Source organism: Lysobacter luteus, from assembly GCF_907164845.1.
Lineage (GTDB): Bacteria > Pseudomonadota > Gammaproteobacteria > Xanthomonadales > Xanthomonadaceae > Novilysobacter > Novilysobacter luteus.
Genome location: NZ_OU015430.1, coordinates 1,759,313 through 1,783,349, shown reverse-complemented (window position 1 = coordinate 1,783,349; position 24,037 = coordinate 1,759,313). Strand labels below are relative to the sequence as shown.

Here is a 24,037-nt window from a genome sequence, read left to right as displayed (position 1 = left end):
GCTCATTCGTCTTCGTCGGCGGACGTCAGGAACAGCGCCGGGTCGCTCCCACCCGGGTCGGGCCAGCTCCAGCGCCCGAACACCGGCCGCCGGCTGCGCTCCACGAATCCACGCGAGCGCCAGCCCGCCAGGTGCGACTCGGGCGCGGCCAGTTCCACCGACACCGCCGCATGCCCGGCGGCACGTGCGGCGCGGATCAACGCATCGATGTAATGGCGCCCGACGCCTTCGGCAGCGTCGCGGGTCCAGAAGTCGCGTACATGCAGCATGCCGTCCGCGACCTGGGTCGCGAACCAGCCCGACAGCGTTCCATCAGGCGCGTCGAGCAGAAGGTGGCGGGTGCGCTGGAGCGGACACTGGTCGAACCGCCAGCGCACATGGTCGGCGTCGCGCACCGCGAGCAGTCCGTGGCCATGCGGCGCATCGCGCCAGAGTGCGTCCATGCGTGGATCGGCCTGGTCAACCCAGTGCGCCTGCAACCTTGGACCCCCCAGGCTACGCAACAGGTCCACCGCATGGGTCAGCAGGTCGACCACCGCGCCGGCGGGATAGGCCAGCCACGCCGGCATCTGACGGCGGAAATAGCCCGCGTGCCGCAGCGCCCGCGCGTGGCGCACGATCGTTGCCAGGTGGCGGTAGCCGATCCGCTTGAACACCGGTGCCGCGCGCGGGTTCGGGAAACCGTACAACAGGTCCAGTTCGCGCCTGCCGGCCTCGGCGAGTCCTTCCTGCAGGATCAGGGCCGGCCCTAGCGAGCGGTGTTCGGGCGTGACCGCCAGGTCCACCAGTACGCCGGCGCGTATTCCACGGCCACGCCACGACATCCGCCGACGGCCGGCCGAACAGGCCCCGACCAGGTCACCGGTCGGCTCATGCCGGAGCAGCCACAGCAGCGGCGCCCCGTTGCCGGGTCGAAGGTAGAACCAGTCGTACTTGGCGCGCATGGCAGCGGCGTCGCCCAGGTTGTCACGCCAGATCGCCAGTACCGTGTCGCGGTGGCGCAGCACGTCGCCCGCCTGCGCCGTGTACAGCGGCGCCTGCACGGCCACGTTCATGCCGGCACCGGGATGTCCGCCACCGCCATTGCCGCTGTCGCTTCGCCGACCAGTACCGGCGCGCGATGCAGGTAGCGGGTGGTGCGGCGCTTGTTGCGCAGGTCCTCGTAGATGGCGGCGGCCTGTGGTGCGGTAACGCCGAGCGCCTCGGCCAGGTCGGCGGCGGGGCGCCCGTTGTCGAGCGCCCACAGCGCAAGGTCCATCGGCCGGTAGGGCAGGCCGTAGTAGAACTCGTCCTGGCCCTGGCTGAGGCTGTAGGTGTCGGTGGTCGGCTGCGCCGCGCAGACCCGCTCGGGCAGCCCCAAGTGCCGCGCCATCGCGTAGACCTGGGTCTTGTACAGGTGAGCGATCGGCTTGACGTCGGCCGAGCCGTCGCCGTTCTTGACGAAGAAACCCTGGTCGTACTCGACCCGGTTGGGCGTGCCGACCACTGCGTAGTTGAGCCGGTCCGCATGGAAATATTCGAGCGTCTTGCGGATGCGCTGCTTGAAGTTGGTGGCCGCGACGATCGTGAGGTACTCCTGCAGGCCCAGGTCGCGCTCGTGGCGGTGGCCGTCGGGGGACTCGGCGATGAGCCGGAAGCGGTTGATCCGCCCTTCGGTACCGCCATCGATGACGATCTTCATCTTCCAGCCGTCGGCATACTCGGGCAGTGCCCGGCGCACGGCTTCGTCGCGAGCCCGGTAGCAGCCGATCGCGGCCAGCGTGGGCGCGATGTCGATCGTTTCGGTGCGCACGCCCAGGTGGGTCGCCAGCAGCCGTGCCCGCTCGGCGCTGTCGTCGTCGGAGTCGCGCTCGGGCAGGATCAGCGTGAACACCCGGTCGGGGCCGAGTGCGCGTACCGCCAGCGCGGCGCTCACGGAACTATCGATGCCGCCCGAGATCGCGACCACCAGGCCGCGGCGGTGCAGCTCGCGTGCGGTGATGTCGCGCAGCCGCGCGGCGATGCGGTCGGCCTCGGCCTCCAGGTCGATGTCCAGCACGGTCCAGTCCAGTCGGCTCATGGGGTTGCCTGTTGCTCGGTGAGTGAGGCGCGGCGGACCTTGCCCGACGCGGTTCGGGGGAGTGCGGTGACGAACTCGACGTGGCGCGGCACCTTGTACGGGGCCAGGCGCGCGCGGCAATGCGCCTTGACCCGCTCCACCCCGCGCTCGGGCAGCGTTGCGGTGACCACGTAGGCCTTGATGACCTGGCCGAGCAACGCGTCGTCCACGCCAACGACCGCCGCCTCGATCACGCCGTCGATTTCGGCGATCGCCTGTTCGATGTCGCCAGGGTGAACGCGGTGCGCGCCTGTCTTGATCATGTCGCTGCGGCGCCCGGCCAGGAACAGGAAGCCGTCGGCATCGAGGTAGCCGATGTCGCCGGTGCGGAGCCAGCCGTCGCGCAACACCGCAGCGGTCGCGTCCGGGTTGTTCCAGTAGCCCTGCATGACGTTGGGGCCGCTCACCTGCACCTCGCCATCCTGTCCGACGCCGGCCCCGGTGCCGTCCTCGCGGACGATGCGCACGCGCACGCCGTCGATCGGCACGCCGACCGAACCGGCCTTGCGGTCCAGCTGGGCGGGCGGTAACCAGGTGAGCCGCGAGGTCGCCTCGGTCTGGCCGTACATCACGAACAGATCGACCCCGGGCAGCGCAGCGCGCAGGCGGTTGGTGAGCGCGACCGGCATCGCACCGCCGGCCTGGGTCAGGTAACGCAGCGACGACAGGTCGTGGTCGTGCAGCGCACCCTTGTCCAGCAGCAGAGCGAAGGTGGACGGAACCCCCGAAAACCCGGTAACGCGCTCGCGGGCGATCGCGGCGGTGATCAGCGGCGGGAAGACCAGGTTGGGCGCCAGCACGACCCGCGCGCCGCTGGCCAAGTGGGTATGCAGTACCGACGCGCCGTACGCGTAATAGAACGGCAGCACGCTGAGCACGCTGTCGCCGGGGCCGAGTTGCAGGTAGGCGATGACGGACATTGCATTCGCCAGCAGGTTGCCGTGGCTGAGCATCACGCCCTTGGGCGCGCCCGTGGTGCCGGAGGTGTACAGGATCAGCGCGAGGACGTCGGGCGCAGGAGCTGCGACCGGCATATCGGAGAAGTCGGGTGCATCCGTGTCGATCGGACCGTCCGGATCCAGCGCAATCGCGAACGGCCGGTCCTCCAACTCGCACAGTGCCTGCGCCGTGTCGGCGTCGTCGCGTTCGTGCACCACGATCCGCGCGCCGCAGTGGGCGATCCACGGACCCAGGTCGCGCGCACGCGCCTGCACGTTGAGCGCCACCACCACGCCGCCCGCCAGCCAGGTGCCGTACCACGCCACCACAGCTTCGGTCCGGTTGGGCAGCACGATCGCCACGCGGTCGCCCGCGACCAGCCCGCGGACACGCAGCAGGGCGGCGAACGCCTGCGCCTGTGCCCAGAGCGCGGCATAACGGGTTCGCCGCTCGCCATCGACGATCGCCTCGCGGTCGGGCGTAGCCGCCGCGTGTTCCGCCACATGCGCGCCGAGCCAGTCCACGTCGCGGTCAGCCGGCGAGCTTGCGTGTGACGAAGCGGTTGACCGAGTCGATCGTGTCGAAGTTGGCCGGGACCATTTCGTCAGGCGACACCGCGATCTGGTAGCTCTCCTCAAGGAAAAGGATCAGCTCGTGGATACCGGTCGAATCGACGATGCCGCCGCGGATCAGCGAGTCCGCGTCGCCCAGTGCATCCTCGTCTTCGGAGAACAGGAAGTTCTGGAGTACGAACTGCTTGATCCTGCGTTGCTGTTCCATTTCGCGTCTTCCCCTGGCCGGTTGCCGGGCGTGCAGATGGCCGCACCGGTGATTGCTGTCGTGGTTAACGTCCGCGCCCGATGCCACCGGCCAGCGGCCGCTTGCCACGCGCCTCGCCGTTTACATCGCATGGTCCACGTCCTTGCGAACAACGCCATGCAACGACTGTCGATGCTTCCCCTGCTGCTGATCGCACTGGCCGGTTGCGGCCACGACGCACCCGCGGCGGCGGTTCCTCCACGGTTCGTCGCCGATCCCGTACCGGAGCCCTACCGGTCCGAGCAGGCGGACTTTGCCGTCACCACGCTGGTGACCGGGCTGGTGCATCCGTGGGGGCTGGCGTTCCTGCCCGATGGCGGGATGCTGGTGACCGAGCGACCCGGCCGCCTGCGGCTCATCGACAAGGGCGGCCAGATCTCGGGGCCTCTGGAGGGGGTGCCGCGGGTCTTCGTCGAAGGCCAGGGCGGACTGCTCGACGTGGCGCTGTCGCCGGACTTCCGCAACGACCGCCTGGTGTACCTGTCGTTTGCCGAGCCGAACCTGCGCGGCAACCTCGCGGGCACCGCGGTGGCACGCGGGCGGCTGGAGGAAGGCGCGCTGCGGGATGTGGAAGTGGTCTACCGGCAGGAGCCGAAGCTTTCGGCCGGTACCCACCTGGGGTCGCGGCTGGTGTTCGACGATGACGGCCACCTGTTTGTCACGCAGGGCGAACACCGCGTCGCGGCCTCCGCCGCGCAGGCGCTCGACAAGCTGCAGGGCAAGCTGGTGCGCATCCTGCCCGACGGCGGCATCCCGCCGGACAACCCGTTCGTGGGCAACGACGATGCCCGCGCGGAAATCTGGTCGTTCGGCCACCGCAACATGCAGGGTGCCGCACTGCATCCGCAGAGCCGGCAACTGTGGACCAGCGAGCACGGCCCGATGGGTGGCGACGAACTCAACATCCCGCAGGCCTCGCGCAACTACGGGTGGCCGCTGGTCACCCACGGCCGCGACTACGACGGCAAGCCGGTGCCCGGCTCGGTCGGTGAGGCCGCGCCGGGCATGGAGCCGCCGCACCACGTCTGGGCGGAGTCGCCCGGGCTGAGCGGAATGGCGTTCTACACCGGTGGCCGGTTCCCCGGGTGGGAGGGCGACCTGTTCATGGGCTCGCTGGCCCGCAGCGCACTGATCCGACTGGAGCTGGACGGCGACGCGGTGGTCGGCGAGGAGCGCCTGCTGGTGGACCGCGGACAGCGCATCCGCGATGTCCGAGAGGGGCCTGACGGCGCGCTTTACCTGCTGGTCGACGATGCAGTCGATGGCCAGTTGCTGCGGCTGGCACCGGTGGACGGGGTGGCCCCATCGGCGGCCGCCGCCGTCGCTAAGCCGCCGGCTCGGCAATGAGGTCGATGCTGGTGATGCACAGCTGCTCCGCCGGCACGTGGGCAAATCGCGGGTGCACGCGCACTTCCGCCAGTTCGCGCAGGCGCTGCGGGCGCGTCGTGGACGTGTCCAGCGTGATCCGGAACCCGCACTCGAGCGCCAGGTCGACGAACTCGTGCGCGCGCATCCGGTTCTGGTACAGGAAGGCGTTGTTCCAGAACCGCCAGGCGCGGTCGGAGTACTTCAGGTAGTTCAGCTGGCTGATGCGGCGGTCCACGTAGGCGTAGTGGTCGCCACAGTTGACCGAATGGAACATCAGGCCGCGAGCGCCCAGGATCCGGCGTGACTCGCGGTACATCGCGCGGATGACGTCGGGCGGCACGTGCTCGAGCACGCTGTTGGAGAACACCACGTCGACCTCGCCGTCGGCGAGCCCCGAACGGGTGGCGTCGGCGGGCGCGCAGTAACGGACGACCCCGCCGGTCGCTTCCTCCAGCCCGGCACCGGCATCGATCGCCGCGCGCAGGTCGACGTGCCGGGCGCGCACCTCCTCGCCATCGACGCCGGCGGCGGTCGCGATCGTGTCGATGAAGCCGCCCAGCTCGTGGACGCAGCGCCGGAGCAGTTCAGGCCGCAGGTGGCGGGTCAGGTCGAAGGTGGTGACCCGCGCGGCACCGGCGAGGTGGCACGCGAGCGGAAAGGTGGGATACCAGCCGGTGCCGATTTCGACCATGCGTGTACCGGCCAGCGGCATGCCCGCCGCGCGCAGGTGTCCGACCATGATGGTCCAGTCCTCGATCTTGGTCGCGAGCTCGCGGCTGAAGTCGGTCAGCCCGCCGAACCGGCACTGCAGCCGGTAGTGCAGTCCGGCGCCGGCCGGGTGCAGGCCCAGCACCTTCTGTACGAGTCCCTTGGTGCGCCAGTGCATCGAAGCGGCGCCGCGGTCAGGCGGCGTACCGCTGGCGACCGGCGGCCGCGCGGGCCTGGTCGTGCAGCAGCATCGTCGACAGCACGCCGACGAACGCCTGGTTGTCGGCAAAGCCGGTGGCGCGCCCGGCGCGGCATTTGTCGAACAGGCGTCCCACCGCGGCCGCGTCGAAGTAGCCCGCGGCACGCACGCGGTCGCCACCCATGAGGTCGGCGACGTAGTCGAGCGGTTCGCCGTCGTGGAAGAAGCTCTGGCAATCCGGCGCACGGTAGGGCTGCTTGGTGCGTTGGAGGATGCCGTCGGGCAGCAGGCCGGCGAGCGCGCGGCGGAGCAGGTACTTCTCGTTGAGTCCGCGGATCTTCCAGCTGGGTGGGAGCCGGTTGGCGAACTCCACCAGCCGGTGGTCCAGGTAGGGGAAACGCGCCTCGATCGAGTTGGCCATCGCGGCGCGGTCGCCCTGCGACGAGAGCAGGTAACCCGACAGCAGCGACTTGGCCTCGACATACTGGTCGCGCGCCAACGGGCTCCACGCCATCGTGCCCGCAGGCAGCGTGCGCTCGAAGTCCGCCAGCGGATCCCACCCGGCGATGGCGGCGCGCAACTCCGGCGCGAGCATCGCCAGTGCGCGGCCCGACGTGGCCCAACGTGGCGCGTGCGCGAACACCGGGCGCTCCAGGTGTTCCATGCCCTGGCCGAAGAACGACTGCGCGAAGGCGGGATTGCGCACCGGGGAGTTGGGCAGATAGCCGTACAGCCGCTGCAACAGCAGGGGCCGAAGCCGCGACCCGGGCTGGCGTGCCCAGAAACGCCGCACCTTGGCCTCCTTGAACAGGTCGTAGCCGCCAAACACCTCGTCGGCGCCTTCTCCGGTGAGTACGACCTTGAACCCGTGTTCGCGCACGCATCCGGCCAGCAGCATCATCGGCACGGGCGCGGTCCGCAGCACGGGCACCTCGGCATGGCGCACCAGTTGCGGGAATGCCTCGCCGATCTGCCGGCGGCTGCAGCGCAGGGTGGTGTGGTCGGTACCGAGGTGGGCGACCATGGCCTGCTGGTGCGCGCTCTCGTCAAACTCCGGGTCGTCGAACGCAACCGAGAACGTGCGGACCGGGGTGTCGGTGAAGCCGCGCACCAGCGCGACGATCCCCGACGAGTCCAGCCCGCCACTGAGGTAGGCGCCGACCGGCACGTCCGCTCGCAACTGCAGGCGCACCGCGTCCACCAGCAACGCGCGCAGCTCGGCGGTCGCCGATTCGATATCACCGTGGTAGCGCGCAGGGGTGGTGTCGGCGGCGTCGGGGAACGTCCAGTCCCAGTAGCGGGTCAGGGTTTCGCTGCCGTCGTGTTCGATCGCGAGAAGGCACCCGGGCGGCAGGCTCTGGATCCCGCGGTGGATCGTGCCCGGCTCCGGCGTCGACCAGTAGGTCAGCGCCTGCGCCAGCGCCAGTGGGTCGATCGCCGCGCACTCGGGCAGTACCGCCAGCAGCGCCTTGGTCTCGGACGCGAACCACAGACGCCCCTTGGCGCGGGCATGGAACAGCGGCCGGATGCCGGCACGGTCGCGTGCCAGCACGAGGCGACGCCGCGTCCGATCCCACAGCGCGATCGCGAACTGGCCGTTGAGGTGCTCGACGAACCGGTCGCCGTAGCGCTCGTACAGGTGGACGATCACCTCGGTGTCGGAGCGGGTCCGGAACGTGTGGCCGGCGGCCTCCAGCGAGGCACGCAGCTCGACGTGGTTGAAGATCTCGCCGTTGAACACGGTCCACACCGTGCCGGCGGGGTTGGACATCGGCTGGTCGCCGGTCTCCAGGTCGATGATCGAGAGCCGCGCATGCGCAAGACCCACGCCAGGGTCGCAATGGAACCCGAAGGCGTCCGGGCCGCGGTGGGCAAGGGTGTCGATCATGCGACCGAGCACGGGCCGCGCCAGCGCCGGCACCACGTCGGCACCGGTGAAGCCTGCTATTCCGCACACGTGATGGGCCCCGTCGATGCGCCGCGATCCGCGGCTTCCCCATCGGTTGACGCGCGAAGGCGCTGGACGCGGCCACGGACGGGGTCGCGGCCGCTCCCGGACGGGCGCCGCGTTGGTGGCAGAGGACTTCCTGCCAACAGACCACCCTCCCGGCACTTTGCACAAGGACAGCGAGTGATCATCGATTTTGCCCGGCCCACGACCCCGGCCGAGATGGACGTGGACCTGTGCATCGTGGGTGCGGGCCCCGCCGGGATCACGCTTGCGCGTTCGTTCGCGGGTAGCGCGATGACCGTCTGCCTGCTCGAGAGCGGCGGCCTGGACGGCGAACCCGATAGCCAGGCCCTGTGCCGCGGCGTGTCGACGGGGTTGGCGCTGGACCCGGCGGCTTGCCGGGTACGGACGTTCGGCGGCGCCGGCAATGCTTGGGGCGGTGGCTGCATCCCCCTCGATCCTGCCGACCTGACGCAGCGCGACTGGGTACCGCACAGTGGCTGGCCGTTGTCGTTCGATGCGCTGGCGCCGTACTACGAGCGTGCCCTGGACCATTGCGGCATCGGGCAGCACCGATTGGCACCGGGTACGTTCGCGACGCCGCCGGCGCGTACGCCACCGGGGTTCGATCCGGATCTGCTGGTCAACCGGACCTTCATCCTCAGCCCGGTGTTCTTCGGCGAGGTCGGCCGCGAGGCGCTCGGCCAGGCACCCAACATCACCGTGCTGCTGCACGCCAACGCGCTCGAACTGGAGACGGACGACACCGCGCGCACGGTCCGTGCCGCCAGGATCGGCACGCTGGATGGACGCCGCGGCCGGGTCCACGCGCGGACCTGGGTGCTGGCCTGCGGCGGTATCGAGAACGCGCGCCTGCTGTTGCTGTCCGACGCGGTGGCGCCACGAGGCCTCGGCAACGACCGCGACCTGGTCGGCCGGTACTTCATGGACCATCCCAGCGGATCGCTGGGCCGCATCGACGGCGGTGTCCCGGACCCGTTGTGCCGGCCCTACGACCGAAGCGGCGGCCAGGGCGCGACACCCGCCTTCCCGGAGTTGGGTGTATCGCCGGTCGCGGCGCGCCGGCACCGGATGCTGGCCGCACGGGTCCGGCCGCTTGCGGTCGAGGCAGAGGTGCCGCCCGGCTTGCATGCCCTGCGCCGTCTGCGTGCCGCGCTGCATGAGCCCTCGTGCGACGAGGCGCTGGAGGGCCAGATGAAGGCGCTTGCGACGGAATCCGGCGACATGCCGGCATCTCCCGGCATTGGCGGGCTTGCGCTCGGGGTGGCGGCGGGACTCGGCGACGTCGCGCGCGCGGTAGGGCGCCGACTCGCGGGGAAGCGCGTCGTCCCGACGGGGCACGTCGACGTCGTGGGGTTCTTCGAGCAGGCGCCCAACCGCGACAGCCGCATCACCCTGGATGACCGGGTCGATGCACTGGGGCAGCGCTGCGTCCGGGTCGACTGGCAGGTGACCCCGCTCGACTGGCACACCTGGCGCACGACCGCCACGCTGGCCGGCAACGCGCTTGCGCGAGCATGCGGGGGCCGGTTCCAGCGGGTGGACTGGCTGGAGCCCGATAGCAATGCGACGCCCCGGTTGCACGGCACCTCGCACCACATGGGCACCACCCGGATGTCGGACGACCCGTCGACCGGCGTGGTCGACACCGATGGCAAGGTGCACGGCGTCGACAACCTCTACGTTGCCGGCAGCTCGGTATTCCCAGCGGGCGGCTGGGCGTTCCCGACCTTTACGATCGTGGCGATGAGCCTGCGGCTGGCCGAACACCTGCAGCGCCGTCCGGACGCGCTGGCTCGCGCCGGTGCGGGGCACGCCGCGGCGACGATGCCAACGCCCGCTCACAGGCCTGCAGCGTCTCCCGTGCCACCTGATCCCATCCCCGCGAGAACCGCCGTGCCAGCGCCGGGTGGTCCCAGCAGCGCTCCAGCGCAGTGACCAGCCCGGCCGACAGGGCCGCACAGTCACGCACCGGCACCAGCACGCCGCAGTCGTCGTCGACCACCTCGGGGATGCCACCGACGTCGGTCGCCACCACCGGCGTGCCGCATGCGAGGGCCTCGACCAGCACGTTGGGGTGGCCTTCCGAGTAGCTCGGCAGCGTGAGTACGTCGGCGGCGGCCATCCAGGCCGCGACCGCGGTGGGCGGCTGGGCACCAACGCACTGCACCGGCAGCGCGGGCTCGGCCGAACAGGCCGCGTCCAGCTCGCCGCGCAGCGGGCCTTCGCCCACCAGCACCACCTGCAGTCGCGGGCGTTTAGGGGCAAGTGCACGGGTGGATTGGACCAGCTCGCGCAATCCCTTTTCAGCCACCAGCCGCCCGACGTAGACCACCAGCTCGGTGTCGTCGGCCACGCCCAGCGCGGCGCGGGTCGCGGCGCGCGGCGCCGGCTTGAACAGCGACGCGTCGCACCCGTTGGCAATCGCGTCGACCCGGGCCGGGTCGGCGCCGTAATCGCTCACGGCAAGGCGCCCCAGGTCGCGACTGACCACCAGCAACCGGTCGGCCCCGCCGACCACGGTGCGGGTCAGTCGACGGCTGACCGGGTCACGCACGCGAATGTCGGAACCGCGTGCCCCGGCGACCAGCGGCAGGCCCGCGCGGCGCGCGGAAAGCAGCGCGCCGTACGCATCCGGGTACAACCAGTACGCAAGCACGAGGTCAGGCGCAAAGCCGGCAACGACATCGTCCAGCACGCGACCACTCTGCCATCCGTTCAATGGCCGCGAGACAAGCGGCAGGGCGTTGTAGGGGAGGTAGCGCACGTCGCAACCGTCGACGTCGCCGCGTGCCCGTGGCGCGCGGAAGAGGTAGCTGCGCGGACGCGGCCATGCCGGATACACGGCAGTCGGACAGGCGACCTGCACCGTCGCCATGCGCGAGAGTTCACGGACCGTCTGCAGGATCGGGCGGCCGCGGTTGGGTTCGCCGGCAATCGGGAACTGTGATGTGACGATCAGGATGCGCACGGAAAGAAGGACCGGTCCGGAGGTGGCGTGGCGGCGGATGGGTGCGGTGCGGGCGACGCCGACGGGTGGCGCACGGCCGAAGACCGCGCGGCTGGGTGAGCTTGACGCGCTGCGCGGACTGGCGGCGCTGGCGGTTGTCGCCTTCCACTACACCACGTCCTACGCGCAGCAGGTCGGCCACCTGCAGCCGCTCGGGTTCGGGTTCACGCCCGGCAACTATGGCGTGCACCTGTTCTTCCTGATCAGCGGCTACGTGATCTTCATGACGCTGGAACACACCCGCGACGGGATGGATTTCGTCGTATCGCGGTTCTCGCGGCTATATCCGGCGTACTGGTTCTGCATCGCCGTCACGGCGGCGGTGGTCGCGGCGATCGGGCTGCCGGCCCAGCAGCTCGCGCCGGCCGAGCTGGCGCTGAACCTGACGATGGTCCAGCAGTTCCTCGGTGGGGAGCACCTGGACGGGTCCTACTGGACACTGCAGGTCGAGTTGTTCTTCTACGCGCAGATGCTGCTGTGGTTCATGCTCGGGCAACTGCGGCACATTCACTGGATCATCGCTGCGTGGCTGGTGCTCGCGGTGGCGCATGGCCTGGTGAGCGCCGACGGCCAGCACTTCTCGTACACCGTGCGGGAGCTGCTGATCCTGCGCCACATCCCGTTCTTCGCCCTGGGAATCGTGTTCTACCGCCTGCAGCAGCAGCGTTCCGGACGCGATCTGGACATCGCGATGATCGGCTTGTGCCTGGTCGCGATCGGGATCGCGAACGGGCCGGTTCTCCTGCTGGTGGCGCTGGTGTGCACGACGGTGTTCGCGCTGTTCGTCGCCGGTCGGCTGCGGTTCCTGTGCATCGGCCCGTTCGCCTGGCTCGGCGCGATCTCCTACCCCCTGTACCTGCTGCACCAGGCGATCGGCTTCGCGTTGATCCATCGGCTCGAGCAGCGTGGCGTACCGTCACTGGCAGCCGTGGGGCTGGCCGTGGTGGTCGCGCTTTCGCTGGCGACCGCGGTCAACCGCTGGGTCGAGCGTCCCGCGATGGAGGCGATCCGTCGGACCTGGCGCAGGCAACGCGAGCGGCTTGCGACCGCGTGACCGCGTGACCGCGCCGGCCCGTGTCAGTCCGCTCGGGGCGTCGCGGCGATGGCGCTGTTTTCGGCATCGGCCACTGTGCCTGGGCCGAACGTGCGGTCCAGCCCGGAGCGCACGCCGACCCGCGGTTGCCAGCCCAGCCGCTGCCGCGCCGCCGAGCCGTCAACGTTGGCCAGCGGCCGCAATGACCGCACCCGGTAGCGGGTCAGTGGTACCTCGCGGCGCAGCACGCGACCCAGCAGTTCGACCCCGGCGGCCAGGCCCATGAAGACGAAACCCGGCACCCGGACCGTCGGCTGCTCCTTGCCGAACCGCTGCCTGCAACGCGCAAGGTAGTCGGACTGCGTCACCGACGCCGGGTCCACCACGTTGATGACGGCCCCGGTCGCGTCCGGCGCCTCGCCGGCCAGCAACAGCGCGTCGACCACGTCATCGACGTACACCAGCGGCAGGGTGCAGGCGCCGTCGCCAACCGCTATCCAGCGCCCGGCCAGCGCGACCACGCCGTTGGGTGTTACCCGCTCGGCACCCGGGCCGAAGATCTGGCCGGGACGGAGCACCACCGCCGGCAGCCCGTCGCGCATTGCCTCGACCACCATCTGCTCAGCCTGCAGCTTGGTCCGCGTGTAGGCGCCCCGTAGCGCCGGCAACGGCTCGTGGCGGTAGGACTCGTCGACCTTTTCGTCGGCACTACGGCTGGCGTGGTCCAGCACGCCCATGGAGCTGACGTGGACCAGCCGCCGCGTGCCGTGGCGGCCGCAGGCGTCGATCACGTTGCGTGTCCCCCAGACGGTTCCGGCTTCGAAGTCGCGCGGGCTGCCGCGCATCGCCGCACCGACGTGGTAGACCGTCGTCACGCCTGCCACGGCGTGGTCGACGATACGCGGATCGCCCAGGTCGCCGACGACGACCTGCACCCCGGGGTCCTCGACGAACGCCGGTACCTTGCGCCTTACCAGCACCCGCACCCGCTGGTGGCGCGCACGCAGTGCCGCCACGAGCGCGCGGCCGAGGAAGCCGCCGGCGCCGGTCACCAGCGCGTCGACGGGTTCCAGCCGGCGCAGGCGCCCCTCGAGTTCACGCGCCCGCAGGCGGTCCGGTGCAACGCAGGCGGGTTCGAGCAGTCGCGCGATCCGCAGGGCGTCCGCGCCGCCGAACGGCGGTTCGGCATGGTCGAGCACCGCAAGCGCGAACTGCTCCACCCCGCGCTGGATGCCGGGTGAAGGCCGCAGCCGGCCAGTCGCGAACCGCAGCACGTTCCACGGAATCCGCACCAGGTCGGCGGATGCATGCAGCATCGCGTTGGCGACGATGCCGATGAACTTCGGTCCGGGGAACACGCGATGGACGCGGCAGGTCTGCAGGAAACGGTCGACCTCGACGCCGCCGTTGGTGCCGCGGATACACAGGCGGTTCTCCAATGGCCGGGCCGTCCACGACAGCGACAGGCGGCCTACACCGGTGCGCCCACGGGTGCGTGCCTGCCAGTGGTCGAACCCGAGGTTCGGGTCGTTACCGCTGGCGTGGTAGTCGACCTGCAGCGGCTCCAGCGGTCCGAGGAAGGCCTCGAGCGTATACAGACCGTGCACGCCGAGGTCGCGGAACGGGTAGGAGCCCTGGCTGACCATCCCCGGCAGAGGGCCGCCTGCGTAGGCGGGGTAGTCGGAGCTGCGCAGGATGTCGACCGAGACCACCTCGCCAACGCGTCCCGCGCCGACGATGTCGAGTGCCTGCTGCAGGACCGGGTCGAACAGGTCGGAATGGTTGACGCCCAGCAGCACACCCTTGCGGCGCGCGCTGTCGATCATGGTTTCGCAGTCGGCAACCGAATCGGCCATCGGCTTCTCGACCAGCACGTGGCAACCCATCGCGATCGCCTCCAGTGCCAGCGCCGCGTGCGACGCCGGCGGGGTCAGCACATGCACGACCTGCGGGGGCTCGGGCAGGTCGGCAAGCCGTGCGGCCGCAACGCCGCCGTAACGGTCTGCCAGCAGCCGGGCGGCGCCGAGGTCGGTGTCGCAGATGCCGACGATGTCGATGAAGTCCAGCCGGGACAGCGCCGCGAGGTGGTGGCCGGCGACGTAGCCGGCGCCGATGATCGCCACCCGGAGCCGGCGCGTGGTTGCTAGTGACATGGAGCCGTCCCCGAATCAGGCAGTGGCGTGCGGCGGGCGAGGGCCTGGCGCACGGTGTCGAGCACGGCGTCGACCCGCCGGTCCCAGGTCTGGTCGGCCACCGCGGCCATGCGGGCGGCGGCCGCGGCCGGCGAGTCGTCACGCAACGCGCGCTCCAGCCCGGCCAGGAAGTCCTCCCGCCCGTCGGCGATGTGCACCCAGCGCGCGAACTTCTCGATCTCGGCGTTACGCACGCTGACGACGGGCCTGCCGGTGGCCAGGTACTCGCGCAGCTTCAGCGGGTTGGCGTTGGCGACCTGGCGGTTCAACCGGTACGGGATGATGCAGGCGTCGAATGCCCGCGCCCAGTCCGGCAGCGCCGCGTACGGCACCGCGCCGGTCAGGTGGACGTTGGGCAGCGCACGCAGGGCGCCGACGTCGGTGGCGGCATGCCCGACCAGCAGGAAGCTCCAGTGCGGCCGGGAGCGCGCCAGCCACTCGATCAACTCGAAGTCGATCCATTCGTGCAGCGATCCGAAGTAGCCGATGACGGGGCCGCGGAGGTTCCGTGCGCCGTCGGCGACTGGTGTGGCCGGGTCATTGGCGCGCCCGAACAGCGACACGTCGACGCCGTGCGGCGAGAACACGGTGGCGGCGTTGAGCCTGCGCTTGTCGTCCAGCAGCGCCGGCGGCGCGACGAACAGCACGTCCGCGCGCCGGCTCAGGTCGAGATCGCAACGCGCGATGAGCGGCGCGTCGACCCCGGGATGGGCGGCGTAGTCGTCGATGCAGTAGTAGACGCAGAGCGATTCGCCCAGCCGTTGGGCCAGGAAACCGGGGTGCGGGACGACGAACCACGAGATGCAGTCGCCGATCCCGACGCGGCGCATCGCCCGTCGTACGGCCCATCGACCGAACACGCGATTGAAGCGGTCCACGCCCGGCAGCCGGCGGAACGGCAGTTGTGGAACCGTGCAGTGCCAAGGCCCCTGGGGGGTGCGTACCGGCGCGCGGAACGCCGCGGCGAGCTTGCGCAGCGCGCGACGGACATCGTGCCCGGACGCGCCGGGCGCCCGCATGCCGGGCGAGTCCACGTACAACAGCGGCATCCGCGTCGCCAGCCGCTCGGCGATGTGGTGGCTGCTGGTGCGGTTGGTGGCGTTCCAGTCGTTGCCGAAGTAGACGATGCCCAGCCCGTGCAGGCCCGCCGCGGGTGCGTCAGGCACCATCGTGGTCCGTCCACCATCCGACCAGCCACGACGTGGCACCGGCGTGGATCCAGTCCTTGTGCAGGCCCGGCACGCGCTCGAGTACGTCGCCCAGCCGGCCGACGGCGGGCGCGAAGAAGGTGACCAGGCCGTTGCGACCGAGCATCTGCATGCGTTCGATGGTCGCGGCCGGGTCGCGCAGGTAATAGAGCACCTCGCAGGCGGTCACCAGGTCGAACCGGTGGCGTTCGTCGCCCCACGGCTGGCTGAAGATGTCGGCCACGGCGAACCGTGCCTGGGTCACCCGTGCATGCGCGCGCTCTATCGCGTGGGCGCTGACGTCGACGCCGTAGACCTGGTCGCAGGCCCGTGCGAGGTAGCCGGTCTGGTGGCCTTCGCCGCAGCCCAGTTCCAGTACCGAGGCGGGACGGCCAAACGCCTGCCCGATGATGCGGTTGGTGGCCTCGAAGCGGGTGCGCTCCATCGCGGACGCCATGTTCCACGGGTCCGGCATGCGATAGGCGAGGTCGAGCCGGGCGTGGTTGTCGCTGCCTCCGACCCCGCGCAGCGCGTATTTCATCCACAGGCGCCGCTGTGCCTTGCCCAGGAGCTGCGTGGTTGCTGCAAGCATTGCCTTCCCCATCAAGAGTCGTTCCAGCAGTCCGGTGCCGGAGCCGGGTGCAGCGGCTTGCCCCCGATCGTCTTTGTTTCGTCCACCCGCAACGGCTGGGGTGGGGTGCTGTACCAGTCGGCCACCTTTCCGCAGCGGAATTCGATCCACGACGGCCCGTAGTGCCACCGGGAACCGTCGATGCCCGTCGGTGCACCCTGCAGCGCGCGCACGTCGGACGACGTCATGCCCAGCTCAAGCCGGGGACGCTCCAGCTCGGCGTGGTATAGCCACAACAGCGCCACCGTCACCACTGCCACCACCAGCGAATAACGCGCGCGGTCGGACGGCCCGGCCACGCGCGACGCGGCGTCGGCCGGTTGATGCGCTGGCACCGCAGGTGCGGTGGCGGCTTCGCGCCGGGAGCCGGGCAGGCGCCCGTGCAGGCGGTGGAAATCCGACGCCTGCGCGTAGGAGCGATTCAACCGCTGCAGCCGCACCAGGCCGTCGTCACCCCCGATGCGGTCGGGATGCAGGCTTCCGACCCGGCGCCGGTAGGCCAGACGGAACTGGGCGATGTCGCAGTCGGCATCGACGCCCAGCTCGGCGTACAGCGCGTTGAAGTCGGTGTCTGCCGCCATTTCGTCCTCGTTGGTGGATCCAACTGCAGCGCCGCAACCTGCCGGCCTCGATTCGCCCCGCCTTGCGTTACAGCAGAAGAGATCTGCCAAGCCCGGTATCAGGGCCGCAGGGGAACGATCACAGGAGCGGCCACCCCGATGACCACCCCGGAGCTAACGGCAACCGTGCCGGCGACCGGCTACGGCCGTCGCCAGTTGCTGGCGCGGCTGTGCCATGGAACCCAGCTGGTGTCGCCATTCGCCCGGCTGCGGACGTTGCTGCGCAACGACCTGCGCATCCTTGCCTACCACCGGGTGCTGGAGTCCGCCGAGCCGGACGGGTTCGATTTCGACGTGGACCTGATCAGCGCGTCGGCCGAGCGCTTCCGCGCGCAGATGGCTTTCCTGCGCCGCCATTTCCACCCGATGCGGTTCGACGAAGTGCTGGCGCGGATCGACAGCGGCCGTGCCCTGCCGCCGCGCGCGGTGCTGGTGAGTTTTGACGACGGCTACGACGACAACCATCGGGTCGCCTTCCCGATCCTGCAGGACCTGGGCATGTCGGCGATGTTCTTCGTATCCACCGGCCATGTCGAAACGGGCCTGCCATTTGCCTATGACTGGCTGGTGCACATGATCTGCGGGACCGGTGCCTCGGTATTCAGCGCTCCGGAACTGGGCATGCGTGCGTCGTTGCCCCCGGAGATGGAGGGGCGCCGCGCGGTCGCGCGGCAGGTGCTTGCGCGACTGAAGTCGCTTGACGACGCGGCCCAGGCGGCGCTGGTGGAGCGGCTCGAGACCGAGTGGAACCTGCCCCGCGCCAACGGCCACGCCGACTGCCGCGCCATGAGCTGGGACCAGCTGCGCGAGATGCACCGCGCCGGCATGGAGGTCGGTTCGCACGGCGTTACCCACCGGATGCTGGCAAAGCTGTCCCCGCGTGACCTGGAGCAGGAACTGCGCGGCTCCAAGCAGGCGCTGGACCGCGAGCTGGGCGCCAGCACGTGCGTGCTCGCCTATCCGGTCGGGGGCAGCGACGCGTTCAACGACCGGGTGGCACGCGCGGCGCGCGAGGCCGGCTACCGGATGGCATGCAGCTACATCTCGGGCACCAACCCGTCGGTGCACGAGTCGCGCTATGCGCTGCAACGGCTGCCGGTCGAACGCGAAATGGACAACGCCTGGTTCGAGTCGATGGTCTCGCTGCCGGAAGTGTTCAGTTTCCGATCGCATCAGCGCGTGTATTAGGGCCCGACGATGTTCCTGCTCATCCTGGCCTATCTGGTGCTGGTGCTGATCCGTCCACAGGACTATCCGGCATCGCTGGACTCGCCCGGACTGGCCTGGCAGCCGATCGTGCTGGTGCTGGCGGCGCTGGCCTGGCTGATGTCGCCGCGCAAGTCCTTCGCCGCCCCGCAGTACCTGCTGCTGCCGCTCTTCCTGTTGGTGCTGATGCTGTCGAAGGTGGTCAACGGCTGGACGGGCGGGGCGCTCGTGCAGCTGACCAAGTTCGCACCGGTGGTCCTTGCGTTCGTGCTGCTGGCCAACGCGGTCGATACCCGCGAGAGGGTGCGCGCGGTGATGGCGGTGTTCGCCGTGTGCGCCGGGGTGCTTGCGTTGCACGGCATCGAGCAGTCGATTACGGGCGTGGGCTGGACCGGCGTGACGCTGTCGCAACAGACCCGCATCCAGTACGTGGGGATCTTCAACGACCCCAACGACCTGGGCATGCTGTTCGTGACCTGCCTGCCGATGAGCCTGTACCTGAGCAGCCGCGGCGGCCTGATGGGCCTGCGCCGGCTGTTCTGGCTGCTGGTGGCCGGCGTGCTGCTGTACGGGATCTACCTGACCGACTCGCGCGGGACGATGCTTGCGCTGGTGGTGCTGCTGGGCGTGTGGGTATGGCAGCGGCGCGGCGTGGTCACCGCGGGTGCGCTCGGCGCCGGCGCGCTGGCGGTGCTGATCGCACTGCCGTCGCGCATGCAGGAGCTCGACGTGGCCGAAGCATCCGCGCAGGGCCGGGTGGAGTCCTGGTACGAAGGCATGCACATGTTCATCTCGCGGCCGCTGCTCGGCATCGGTGCCGACGGCTATTCGGACCTCTACAACCTCACCGCGCACAACTCGTTCGTGCTGGTCCTCGCCGAGACCGGGATCATCGGTTTCACGATCTGGCTGGCCTTCATCGGCTACTGCTTCCGGATGGTGCTGGCGGTGCTGCGGCAACAGGACGACGGGGTCGACGACGGGCTGCACGGCGCCGCCGTCGGACCCCAGGGGCAGCTGTTCGCCGGCGTGGTCGAGCCCGACGACGGCGCTGCGTTGCAGTGGCATGAGGACCGGGCGATCGCGATGACGCTGCTGCTGTCGCTGTCGGGGTTCTTCGCGGCGGCATTCTTCCTCAGCCGCAGCTACGTCGTGGTGCTGTACCTGCTGGCCGCCCTGGTGGTCGGCCACTACTGCGGCATGCAGGCGCGGTACCCGGCGCTGCCGCGGTTCCGGCTCGAGCACGACCTGCTGCGCTGGGCGCTGTGGTCGGTGTCCGGCGTCGTCGGCCTGTACCTGGTCGTCAAGGTGTTGCTGGGGATGGTATGAGCACGCGTTCGGCCACCTTGCGCAATACCGCGTTCTCCTCGATCGGCATGTACACCGAGTACCTGCTCGGCATGGTCACGTCGGTGGTCATCGCCCGGCACTTGGGGCCGGATGGATTCGGCGTATACGGGCTGCTGATCTGGCTGGTGGCAATGGGCGTGGCGACGGCCAACTCCGGTACCGCCAGTTCGGCGATCAAGTTCGTGGCCGAGCTGCGCGGGGCGGGGCAGGAGCAGGCCATTCCGTCGTTGCTGGCGTACCTGCGGCGCGCGCAACGGCTGTTCCTCGCGGCGGTACTGGTGGTCGGGACGGTCGTTTTCCTGTTGGCCGGCGATCACCTGGCCGGGGACATGGACCGTGCGCTGCTGCTGGGCTTCCTGCTGGTGGCGACCAGCCTGCGTGCGGCCTACATGTTCAATGTCGGCGTGGCCAAGGGGTTCGAGGACTTCCGCGGCACGGCGGTCGTCTCGCTGGTGTCGACGCCGCTGAACCTGTTGATGGTGGTGCTGGCCTGGCAGCTCGGGGCGCCGGTCGAGGGGCTGCTGCTGGTGTTCGTGGTGTCGGGGGTGGTGTTCCATGCGATGTCGCACTGGATGGTGGCGCGCCATGCGCCGGCCCGCGGCGATACTGGGTGGCCGCCGCCGCTCGCGCCGGCGATGCGCGCGCGCATCCGGCGCCACATGTGGCTGACGGCGATGATTGTCAGCGTGGGTTTCCTCGCCGCGAGCGAGGTCGAGGTGCTGTTCCTCAACCTCGATGGCGATCCCGAGGGCGCCGGGCGGTTCAAGGTGGCCTACCAGCTGGCGGTCGGCGCCGCGGCGCTGGTGCCCGGAGTGTTCGGAGCCCTGCTGCTGCCAATGATGGCCAACGCGCTGGGGCAGGGGCGCGAGGTCGCGGGCCGGCGCTTCGTCGCCAGCACCGGCTACCTGGTGCTGCTGGCGGCTCCGCTGGTGGCGTTCGGCGTAGTGTTCGGCGCGGCCGCGGTCCATGCGCTGTACGGTGATGCCTACCGCGAGGCGGCGCCGGTGTTCGCTGCGTGCCTGTTGGGCGTCTCTATTACCGCGGTGACCGGTGGGGGTTCGAGCCTGTTGATCAGTGCCGACCGGCAACAGAGTGTGCTTGCCGTGGTTGCCGGCTGCGGCGCCCTCAAGCTCGCGCTCGGTGCGCTGCTGGTGTTCTGGCTCGGCCTTGCTGGCGCGGCCATCGCCTATGTCGCGGTGGCGATTGCCAGCGCGACGGCAATGATGGCGCTGGCGATCCGGGTCAGCGGCGTGGTGCCGGACTGGGGCCGGCTGCTGCGCGCGGTCGCCGCGGCAGGGCTGGCGGCGGTGATCGTGCTGCCCTTGCGGGGACAACTGCTGCCGCTGGCCGAAGTCGCGGTCGGCGCCGCGGCCCTCGCCCTGGTCTATGCACCGCTGACCCTGCTGCTTGGCTGCTGGAGCAGGGCCGACATCGAATACCTGCAACAACTCCACCATCGGTTCACCGCCGGCCGGCCGTGGCTTGGCGCGCGGCTGCTGGAGTGGGCCTGCCAGCGCGCACCCCTCGGAGGCGGGCGATGAACCTCTACGAGCCGCTGTTCCGGCATCTGCTGTTTCCGGCCTACGAGTCCGGCCTGCGGCGCCGGCGCACGCTCGCCTACCTGCGCGAGTACGAAGCCAGCCAGTGGCTGTCGGCCGACGCGCTGGCGGCTTTGCAGTGGCACCGGCTCCAGCGCCTGGTCGAACACTGCTGGAACGAGGTGCCGTATTACCGCGAGCGCTGGCGCCAGGCGGGTCTGGCCGGTGCGGGCGATATCCGCGGGCCGGACGATTACGCCCGACTACCGGTCCTGACCAAGCAGGATGTCCGCGACAACCTCGAGCGGCTGGTGGCGCCTGCGTACCGTGGCCGGCTGCTGTACAAGGCGACCGGCGGTTCGACCGGCGAGCCGATGCGCTTCGGCTACACGCGTGAAAGCTACGAGCGCCGCATGGCGGGGATGCACCGCGGTTACGGCTGGAGCGGCGCGCGCCTGGGTCAACGGACGCTGTATCTGTGGGGGGCGTCGTTGAGTGCCAGCGGGCTGCCACGCATCAAGGACGAGCTCTACCACGCCGCGTTCAACCGCAAGGTGCTCAACGCCTTCCTGATGACCGAGGCGGCGATGCCGCGCTACGTGGACGCGATCGCGAAGTACCGCCCGCAGGTGGTCGTGTCGTACGTGGCACCGCTGGTCAACCTGGCCCGCTGGATGATCGCCCACGGGCGCACCGTCCCGCCGCCCGAGCGCATCCTGACGGCGGCGGAGGCCCTGTTGGCGCCGGACCGGGCCACCATCGAGCAGGCCTTCGGCTGTCCGGTCCACAACACCTACGGCTGCCGGGAAGTGATGCTCATCGCCGCCGAATGCACCCATCGCGACGGACTGCACATCAGTGCCGACCACCTGAAGGTCGAGTTCGGTGCGCCGCTGGATCCGGAACGTCCCGACGGACCGGCCGAGCTGCTCGTCACCGACCTGCACAACTACGGCATGCCGCTGCTGCGCTACGCCAATGGCGACCTCGGCACGCCAATGGCCGGCACCTGCGCATGCGGGCGCGGGCTACCGCGGCTGGCCAGCGTGGATGGCCGCAAGCTCGACACGTTGCGCACGCCCGATGGCCGGGTGGTGCCCGGCGAGTTCGTCGTCTATGCGCTGCTGGGCGTGGAGGGCATCCGACGGTACCAGGTGGTGCAGCGCCAGCTGGACACGCTCGAGGTGGTGCTGGTGCGCGGCGAGGGCTTTGGCGACGACACGGTTGCCGCGGTACGACGCGAGCTGGCCCGGGCGATGGGGACGGACGTGGCCTGCAACTTCAGCTACGTCGATTCGATCCCGCTCACCGCCAGTGGAAAACTGCGCGTGACCGTGTCGGAGCTGTCGTGAAGGCGCGCTCCGTTCGTCCCGCCAGCGTGGTCCATGTGGTCGAGAACCTCGAGCGTGGCGGGCTGGAGCGCGTGGTGATCGAACTGGTGCGCGCCCAACGCGCGCTGGGCATGCGCTGCCGGGTGGTTTGTCTGTTCGGCCGTGGTGCACTTGCCGACGAGCTGGCAGCCGACGGCGTCGACGTAAGCGCGTGCGGCAAGCGGCGCGGGCCCGACATGCGTGCGCTGCGGCGCCTGCGCGCGCAGCTCAGGCACGAACCGGGTGCCGTCCTCCATACCCACAACGCGGTGGCCCACTACTACGCGGTGCTGGCGGCGATCGGGCTGCCGCTGCGGCAGGTGGTGAACACCCGCCACGCGATGCCGACGACCGGCGGCAGTGGCCGGCGCGAATGGCTGTACCGCCAGGCGATGCGGCTGACCGATGTCTGCGTGGCGGTCTGCGAAGCCGCGCGGCGCCAGCTGCAGGCGCACGGCGTCAGGCCGCGCAAGGAGCTGGTGGCCATCCCCAATGGCATCCGGCTGGAGCGCTACCGCCCGGCATCGGACGCCTCGCGCCGCCAACTGGTCGAGGTGCTCGGGCTGCCGCGCGGAACCGTGCTGGTCGGCAGCGTGGGGCGTCTCAACCGGGTAAAGGACCAGGCATCGCTCATCCGCGCGTTCGGACGTGTCCACCAGGCAATGCCGGCGACCGCGCTGCTGCTGATCGGCGACGGACCCGAGCGCGAGGCGCTGGCCGAGGTTGCCCACGGCGAGGGTGTCTATCCCGCGGTGCACTTCATGGGCGACCGCGGCGACGTCGACGTACTGCTGCAGGGGCTGGACCTGTTCGTGATGTCGTCGGTGTCGGAGGGCTATTCGATCGCATTGCTGGAGGCCAGCGCGGCCGGCCTGCCCATCGTGGCGACTGATGTCGGTGGCAACGGCGAGATCGTGCGCAACGCGATCAGTGGACGACTGGTTCCGGCCTCCGATCCGGTTGCGCTGGCCGAGGCGATGCTGTCGATCCTCGACGACCGCGAGCTGGCCGGCCGCATGGGCAGCGCGGGGCGTGCCTGGGTGCTGGAGTGCGGCTCCTTCCGCAGCATGGCCGAGCGCTACGCGGCGGTGTACGCCGGCATGGTGTTCGCATGAACGCCACCGCCGTGGCCACCATGACGCCGCGCCCGCGGCGGCTCCACCTGCTGCGCTGGCTGCCGGGCGCCTGGGTCACCACCGCCGGGCCGGGCGGGCGCAAGGCGCTCTACCTGAGCTTCGACGACGGACCGCATCCGGAGCACACGCTGCCCTTGCTTGACCTGCTCACGCGCCACGGTGTCCATGCGACGTTCTTCCTGGTCGGCAACCAGGTCGAGCGGCACCCGCTGCTTGTCGAGCACATCGTCGCGGCCGGCCATACCCTGGGCAACCATTCCTACGACCATCCACGGTTCGAGCGGCTGTCGCTGCACCAGCAACTCGATCAGATCGATCGCACCGACGCGCTGCTCGAACGTTTCGATGGCCGCGTGCGGCATCCGTTCCGGCCTCCGCGCGGCGTGCTGCCATTGCCACTGCTGGCCCATTTCGTCCGCCACCGGCGCCCGATCGCGTACTGGTCCTACGACAGCCTCGACTACGGCCACCATCCGGCGCCGTGGTTGATCGAGGTCGCACGGCGGCATCCGCCACGGGGGCGCGACATCATCCTCATGCACGACGACAGCACGACGTCCCGGCAGATGCTGGCGACGCTGATACCCGAATGGATGGCCGAAGGATTCACCTTCGCGGCGATGGACGGCCATGGCTGAGCAGGTGGGGCGGGGGGCAGGCC

The 24,037-nt window shown here is 70.2% G+C and carries 19 protein-coding genes and 1 pseudogene; 9 read left to right on the top strand and 11 right to left on the bottom strand.

Annotation, left to right across the window (positions count from 1 at the left end):
• Positions 1–2: 2 nt before the first annotated feature.
• From KOD61_RS08300 to KOD61_RS08285, 4 genes are read right to left on the bottom strand one after another with little or no spacing between them, the layout of a single operon-like run.
• The gene (locus KOD61_RS08300) at positions 3–1,055 is read right to left on the bottom strand and encodes a GNAT family N-acetyltransferase (RefSeq protein WP_215218248.1); all 1,053 of its coding nucleotides are present in this window, start codon (positions 1,053–1,055) and stop codon (positions 3–5) included.
• The gene (gene nadE / locus KOD61_RS08295) at positions 1,052–2,059 is read right to left on the bottom strand and encodes an NAD(+) synthase (protein WP_215218247.1); all 1,008 of its coding nucleotides are present in this window, start codon (positions 2,057–2,059) and stop codon (positions 1,052–1,054) included. Before nadE ends, KOD61_RS08300 begins: the two co-directional genes overlap by 4 nt.
• Positions 2,056–3,561 (bottom strand): class I adenylate-forming enzyme family protein, encoded by a 1,506-nt coding sequence (locus KOD61_RS08290; RefSeq protein ID WP_215218246.1) that lies wholly within the window; start codon positions 3,559–3,561, stop codon positions 2,056–2,058. The genes nadE and KOD61_RS08290 overlap by 4 nt, the downstream gene beginning before the upstream one ends.
• A 7-nt stretch (positions 3,562–3,568) precedes the next feature.
• A complete protein-coding gene (locus KOD61_RS08285; protein WP_215218245.1) occupies positions 3,569–3,817 on the bottom strand; it encodes an acyl carrier protein in 249 nt (82 codons plus the stop codon).
• 156 nt (positions 3,818–3,973) lie between these two features.
• On the opposite strand from KOD61_RS08285, the gene KOD61_RS08280 reads away from it, so the two are divergent.
• Positions 3,974–5,203 carry a PQQ-dependent sugar dehydrogenase gene (locus KOD61_RS08280; protein ID WP_215218244.1) on the top strand — a complete coding sequence of 410 codons (1,230 nt, stop codon included), beginning with the start codon at positions 3,974–3,976 and terminating at the stop codon, positions 5,201–5,203.
• Here KOD61_RS08280 and KOD61_RS08275 read toward each other — a convergent pair.
• Together KOD61_RS08275 and asnB are read right to left on the bottom strand one after the other, a co-directional pair.
• The gene (locus KOD61_RS08275; RefSeq protein ID WP_215218243.1) at positions 5,181–6,110 is read right to left on the bottom strand and encodes a class I SAM-dependent methyltransferase; all 930 of its coding nucleotides are present in this window, start codon (positions 6,108–6,110) and stop codon (positions 5,181–5,183) included. The genes KOD61_RS08280 and KOD61_RS08275 overlap by 23 nt on opposite strands.
• Positions 6,111–6,126: 16 nt before the next feature.
• Positions 6,127–8,088, bottom strand: a complete 1,962-nt coding sequence (asnB, locus tag KOD61_RS08270; protein ID WP_251370552.1) for an asparagine synthase (glutamine-hydrolyzing) — start codon at positions 8,086–8,088, stop codon at positions 6,127–6,129.
• Between the two features lie 174 nt (positions 8,089–8,262).
• Here asnB and KOD61_RS13005 point away from each other — a divergent pair, with 174 nt between their 5' ends.
• The gene (locus KOD61_RS13005) at positions 8,263–10,041 is read left to right on the top strand and encodes a GMC oxidoreductase (protein WP_251370551.1); all 1,779 of its coding nucleotides are present in this window, start codon (positions 8,263–8,265) and stop codon (positions 10,039–10,041) included.
• 46 nt (positions 10,042–10,087) lie between these two features.
• Here the strand turns inward: KOD61_RS13005 and KOD61_RS08265 are convergent.
• Positions 10,088–10,981: pseudogene (locus KOD61_RS08265) on the bottom strand (glycosyltransferase); the annotation flags it as partial.
• Positions 10,982–11,066: 85 nt separating this feature from the next.
• On the opposite strand from KOD61_RS08265, the gene KOD61_RS08260 reads away from it, so the two are divergent.
• Complete coding sequence (locus tag KOD61_RS08260; RefSeq protein ID WP_215218241.1) at positions 11,067–12,167, top strand: acyltransferase family protein; 1,101 nt, start codon at positions 11,067–11,069, stop codon at positions 12,165–12,167.
• A 23-nt stretch (positions 12,168–12,190) separates the two neighbouring features.
• Here the strand turns inward: KOD61_RS08260 and KOD61_RS08255 are convergent, their stop codons facing one another.
• The 4 genes from KOD61_RS08255 to KOD61_RS08240 are packed head-to-tail and all read right to left on the bottom strand — an operon-like array spanning position 12,191 to position 16,737.
• Positions 12,191–14,299, bottom strand: a complete 2,109-nt coding sequence (locus tag KOD61_RS08255; RefSeq protein WP_215218240.1) for an NAD-dependent epimerase/dehydratase family protein — start codon at positions 14,297–14,299, stop codon at positions 12,191–12,193.
• Positions 14,290–15,504, bottom strand: coding sequence for a glycosyltransferase (locus KOD61_RS08250; protein ID WP_215218239.1), 1,215 nt, complete (start codon positions 15,502–15,504; stop codon positions 14,290–14,292). The genes KOD61_RS08255 and KOD61_RS08250 overlap by 10 nt, the downstream gene beginning before the upstream one ends.
• Positions 15,497–16,117 carry a class I SAM-dependent methyltransferase gene (locus KOD61_RS08245; RefSeq protein ID WP_215218238.1) on the bottom strand — a complete coding sequence of 207 codons (621 nt, stop codon included), beginning with the start codon at positions 16,115–16,117 and terminating at the stop codon, positions 15,497–15,499. Before KOD61_RS08245 ends, KOD61_RS08250 begins: the two co-directional genes overlap by 8 nt.
• Before the next feature lie 11 nt (positions 16,118–16,128).
• On the bottom strand, positions 16,129–16,737 hold the full coding sequence (locus KOD61_RS08240) for a J domain-containing protein (RefSeq protein WP_215218237.1): 609 nt from the start codon (positions 16,735–16,737) through the stop codon (positions 16,129–16,131).
• A 138-nt stretch (positions 16,738–16,875) separates the two neighbouring features.
• On the opposite strand from KOD61_RS08240, the gene KOD61_RS08235 reads away from it, so the two are divergent.
• Genes KOD61_RS08235 through KOD61_RS08210 form a run of 6 tightly spaced genes read left to right on the top strand, consistent with a single transcriptional unit; the run spans position 16,876 to position 24,014 of the window.
• Entirely contained in the window at positions 16,876–17,964 is a 1,089-nt protein-coding gene (locus KOD61_RS08235; RefSeq protein ID WP_215218236.1) for a polysaccharide deacetylase family protein, read from the top strand.
• A gap of 9 nt (positions 17,965–17,973) precedes the next feature.
• Positions 17,974–19,311 (top strand): O-antigen ligase family protein, encoded by a 1,338-nt coding sequence (locus KOD61_RS08230; RefSeq protein ID WP_215218235.1) that lies wholly within the window; start codon positions 17,974–17,976, stop codon positions 19,309–19,311.
• The gene (locus KOD61_RS08225) at positions 19,308–20,873 is read left to right on the top strand and encodes an oligosaccharide flippase family protein (protein ID WP_215218234.1); all 1,566 of its coding nucleotides are present in this window, start codon (positions 19,308–19,310) and stop codon (positions 20,871–20,873) included. Before KOD61_RS08230 ends, KOD61_RS08225 begins: the two co-directional genes overlap by 4 nt.
• Positions 20,870–22,222 (top strand): phenylacetate--CoA ligase family protein, encoded by a 1,353-nt coding sequence (locus KOD61_RS08220; RefSeq protein WP_215218233.1) that lies wholly within the window; start codon positions 20,870–20,872, stop codon positions 22,220–22,222. The genes KOD61_RS08225 and KOD61_RS08220 overlap by 4 nt, the downstream gene beginning before the upstream one ends.
• Positions 22,219–23,355, top strand: coding sequence for a glycosyltransferase (locus tag KOD61_RS08215; protein WP_251370550.1), 1,137 nt, complete (start codon positions 22,219–22,221; stop codon positions 23,353–23,355). Before KOD61_RS08220 ends, KOD61_RS08215 begins: the two co-directional genes overlap by 4 nt.
• Positions 23,352–24,014 (top strand): polysaccharide deacetylase family protein, encoded by a 663-nt coding sequence (locus KOD61_RS08210; RefSeq protein WP_251370549.1) that lies wholly within the window; start codon positions 23,352–23,354, stop codon positions 24,012–24,014. Before KOD61_RS08215 ends, KOD61_RS08210 begins: the two co-directional genes overlap by 4 nt.
• Positions 24,015–24,037 lie beyond the last annotated feature (23 nt).

Excerpts from the sequence above, each read along its gene's own strand:
- KOD61_RS08230 (WP_215218235.1), top strand. The coding sequence starts at position 17,974 with ATGTTCCTGCTCATCCTGGCCTATCTGGTGCTGGTGCTGATCCGTCCA.
- KOD61_RS08245 (WP_215218238.1), bottom strand. The coding sequence starts at position 16,117 with ATGCTTGCAGCAACCACGCAGCTCCTGGGCAAGGCACAGCGGCGCCTG.
- KOD61_RS08285 (WP_215218245.1), bottom strand. The coding sequence starts at position 3,817 with ATGGAACAGCAACGCAGGATCAAGCAGTTCGTACTCCAGAACTTCCTG.
- KOD61_RS08255 (WP_215218240.1), bottom strand. The coding sequence starts at position 14,299 with ATGTCACTAGCAACCACGCGCCGGCTCCGGGTGGCGATCATCGGCGCC.
- KOD61_RS08225 (WP_215218234.1), top strand. The coding sequence starts at position 19,308 with ATGAGCACGCGTTCGGCCACCTTGCGCAATACCGCGTTCTCCTCGATC.
- nadE (WP_215218247.1), bottom strand. The coding sequence starts at position 2,059 with ATGAGCCGACTGGACTGGACCGTGCTGGACATCGACCTGGAGGCCGAG.
- KOD61_RS08220 (WP_215218233.1), top strand. The coding sequence starts at position 20,870 with ATGAACCTCTACGAGCCGCTGTTCCGGCATCTGCTGTTTCCGGCCTAC.
- KOD61_RS08275 (WP_215218243.1), bottom strand. The coding sequence starts at position 6,110 with ATGCACTGGCGCACCAAGGGACTCGTACAGAAGGTGCTGGGCCTGCAC.
- KOD61_RS08240 (WP_215218237.1), bottom strand. The coding sequence starts at position 16,737 with ATGGCGGCAGACACCGACTTCAACGCGCTGTACGCCGAGCTGGGCGTC.
- KOD61_RS08260 (WP_215218241.1), top strand. The coding sequence starts at position 11,067 with ATGCGCACGGAAAGAAGGACCGGTCCGGAGGTGGCGTGGCGGCGGATG.
- KOD61_RS08280 (WP_215218244.1), top strand. The coding sequence starts at position 3,974 with ATGCAACGACTGTCGATGCTTCCCCTGCTGCTGATCGCACTGGCCGGT.
- KOD61_RS08210 (WP_251370549.1), top strand. The coding sequence starts at position 23,352 with ATGAACGCCACCGCCGTGGCCACCATGACGCCGCGCCCGCGGCGGCTC.
- KOD61_RS08300 (WP_215218248.1), bottom strand. The coding sequence starts at position 1,055 with ATGAACGTGGCCGTGCAGGCGCCGCTGTACACGGCGCAGGCGGGCGAC.
- KOD61_RS08235 (WP_215218236.1), top strand. The coding sequence starts at position 16,876 with ATGACCACCCCGGAGCTAACGGCAACCGTGCCGGCGACCGGCTACGGC.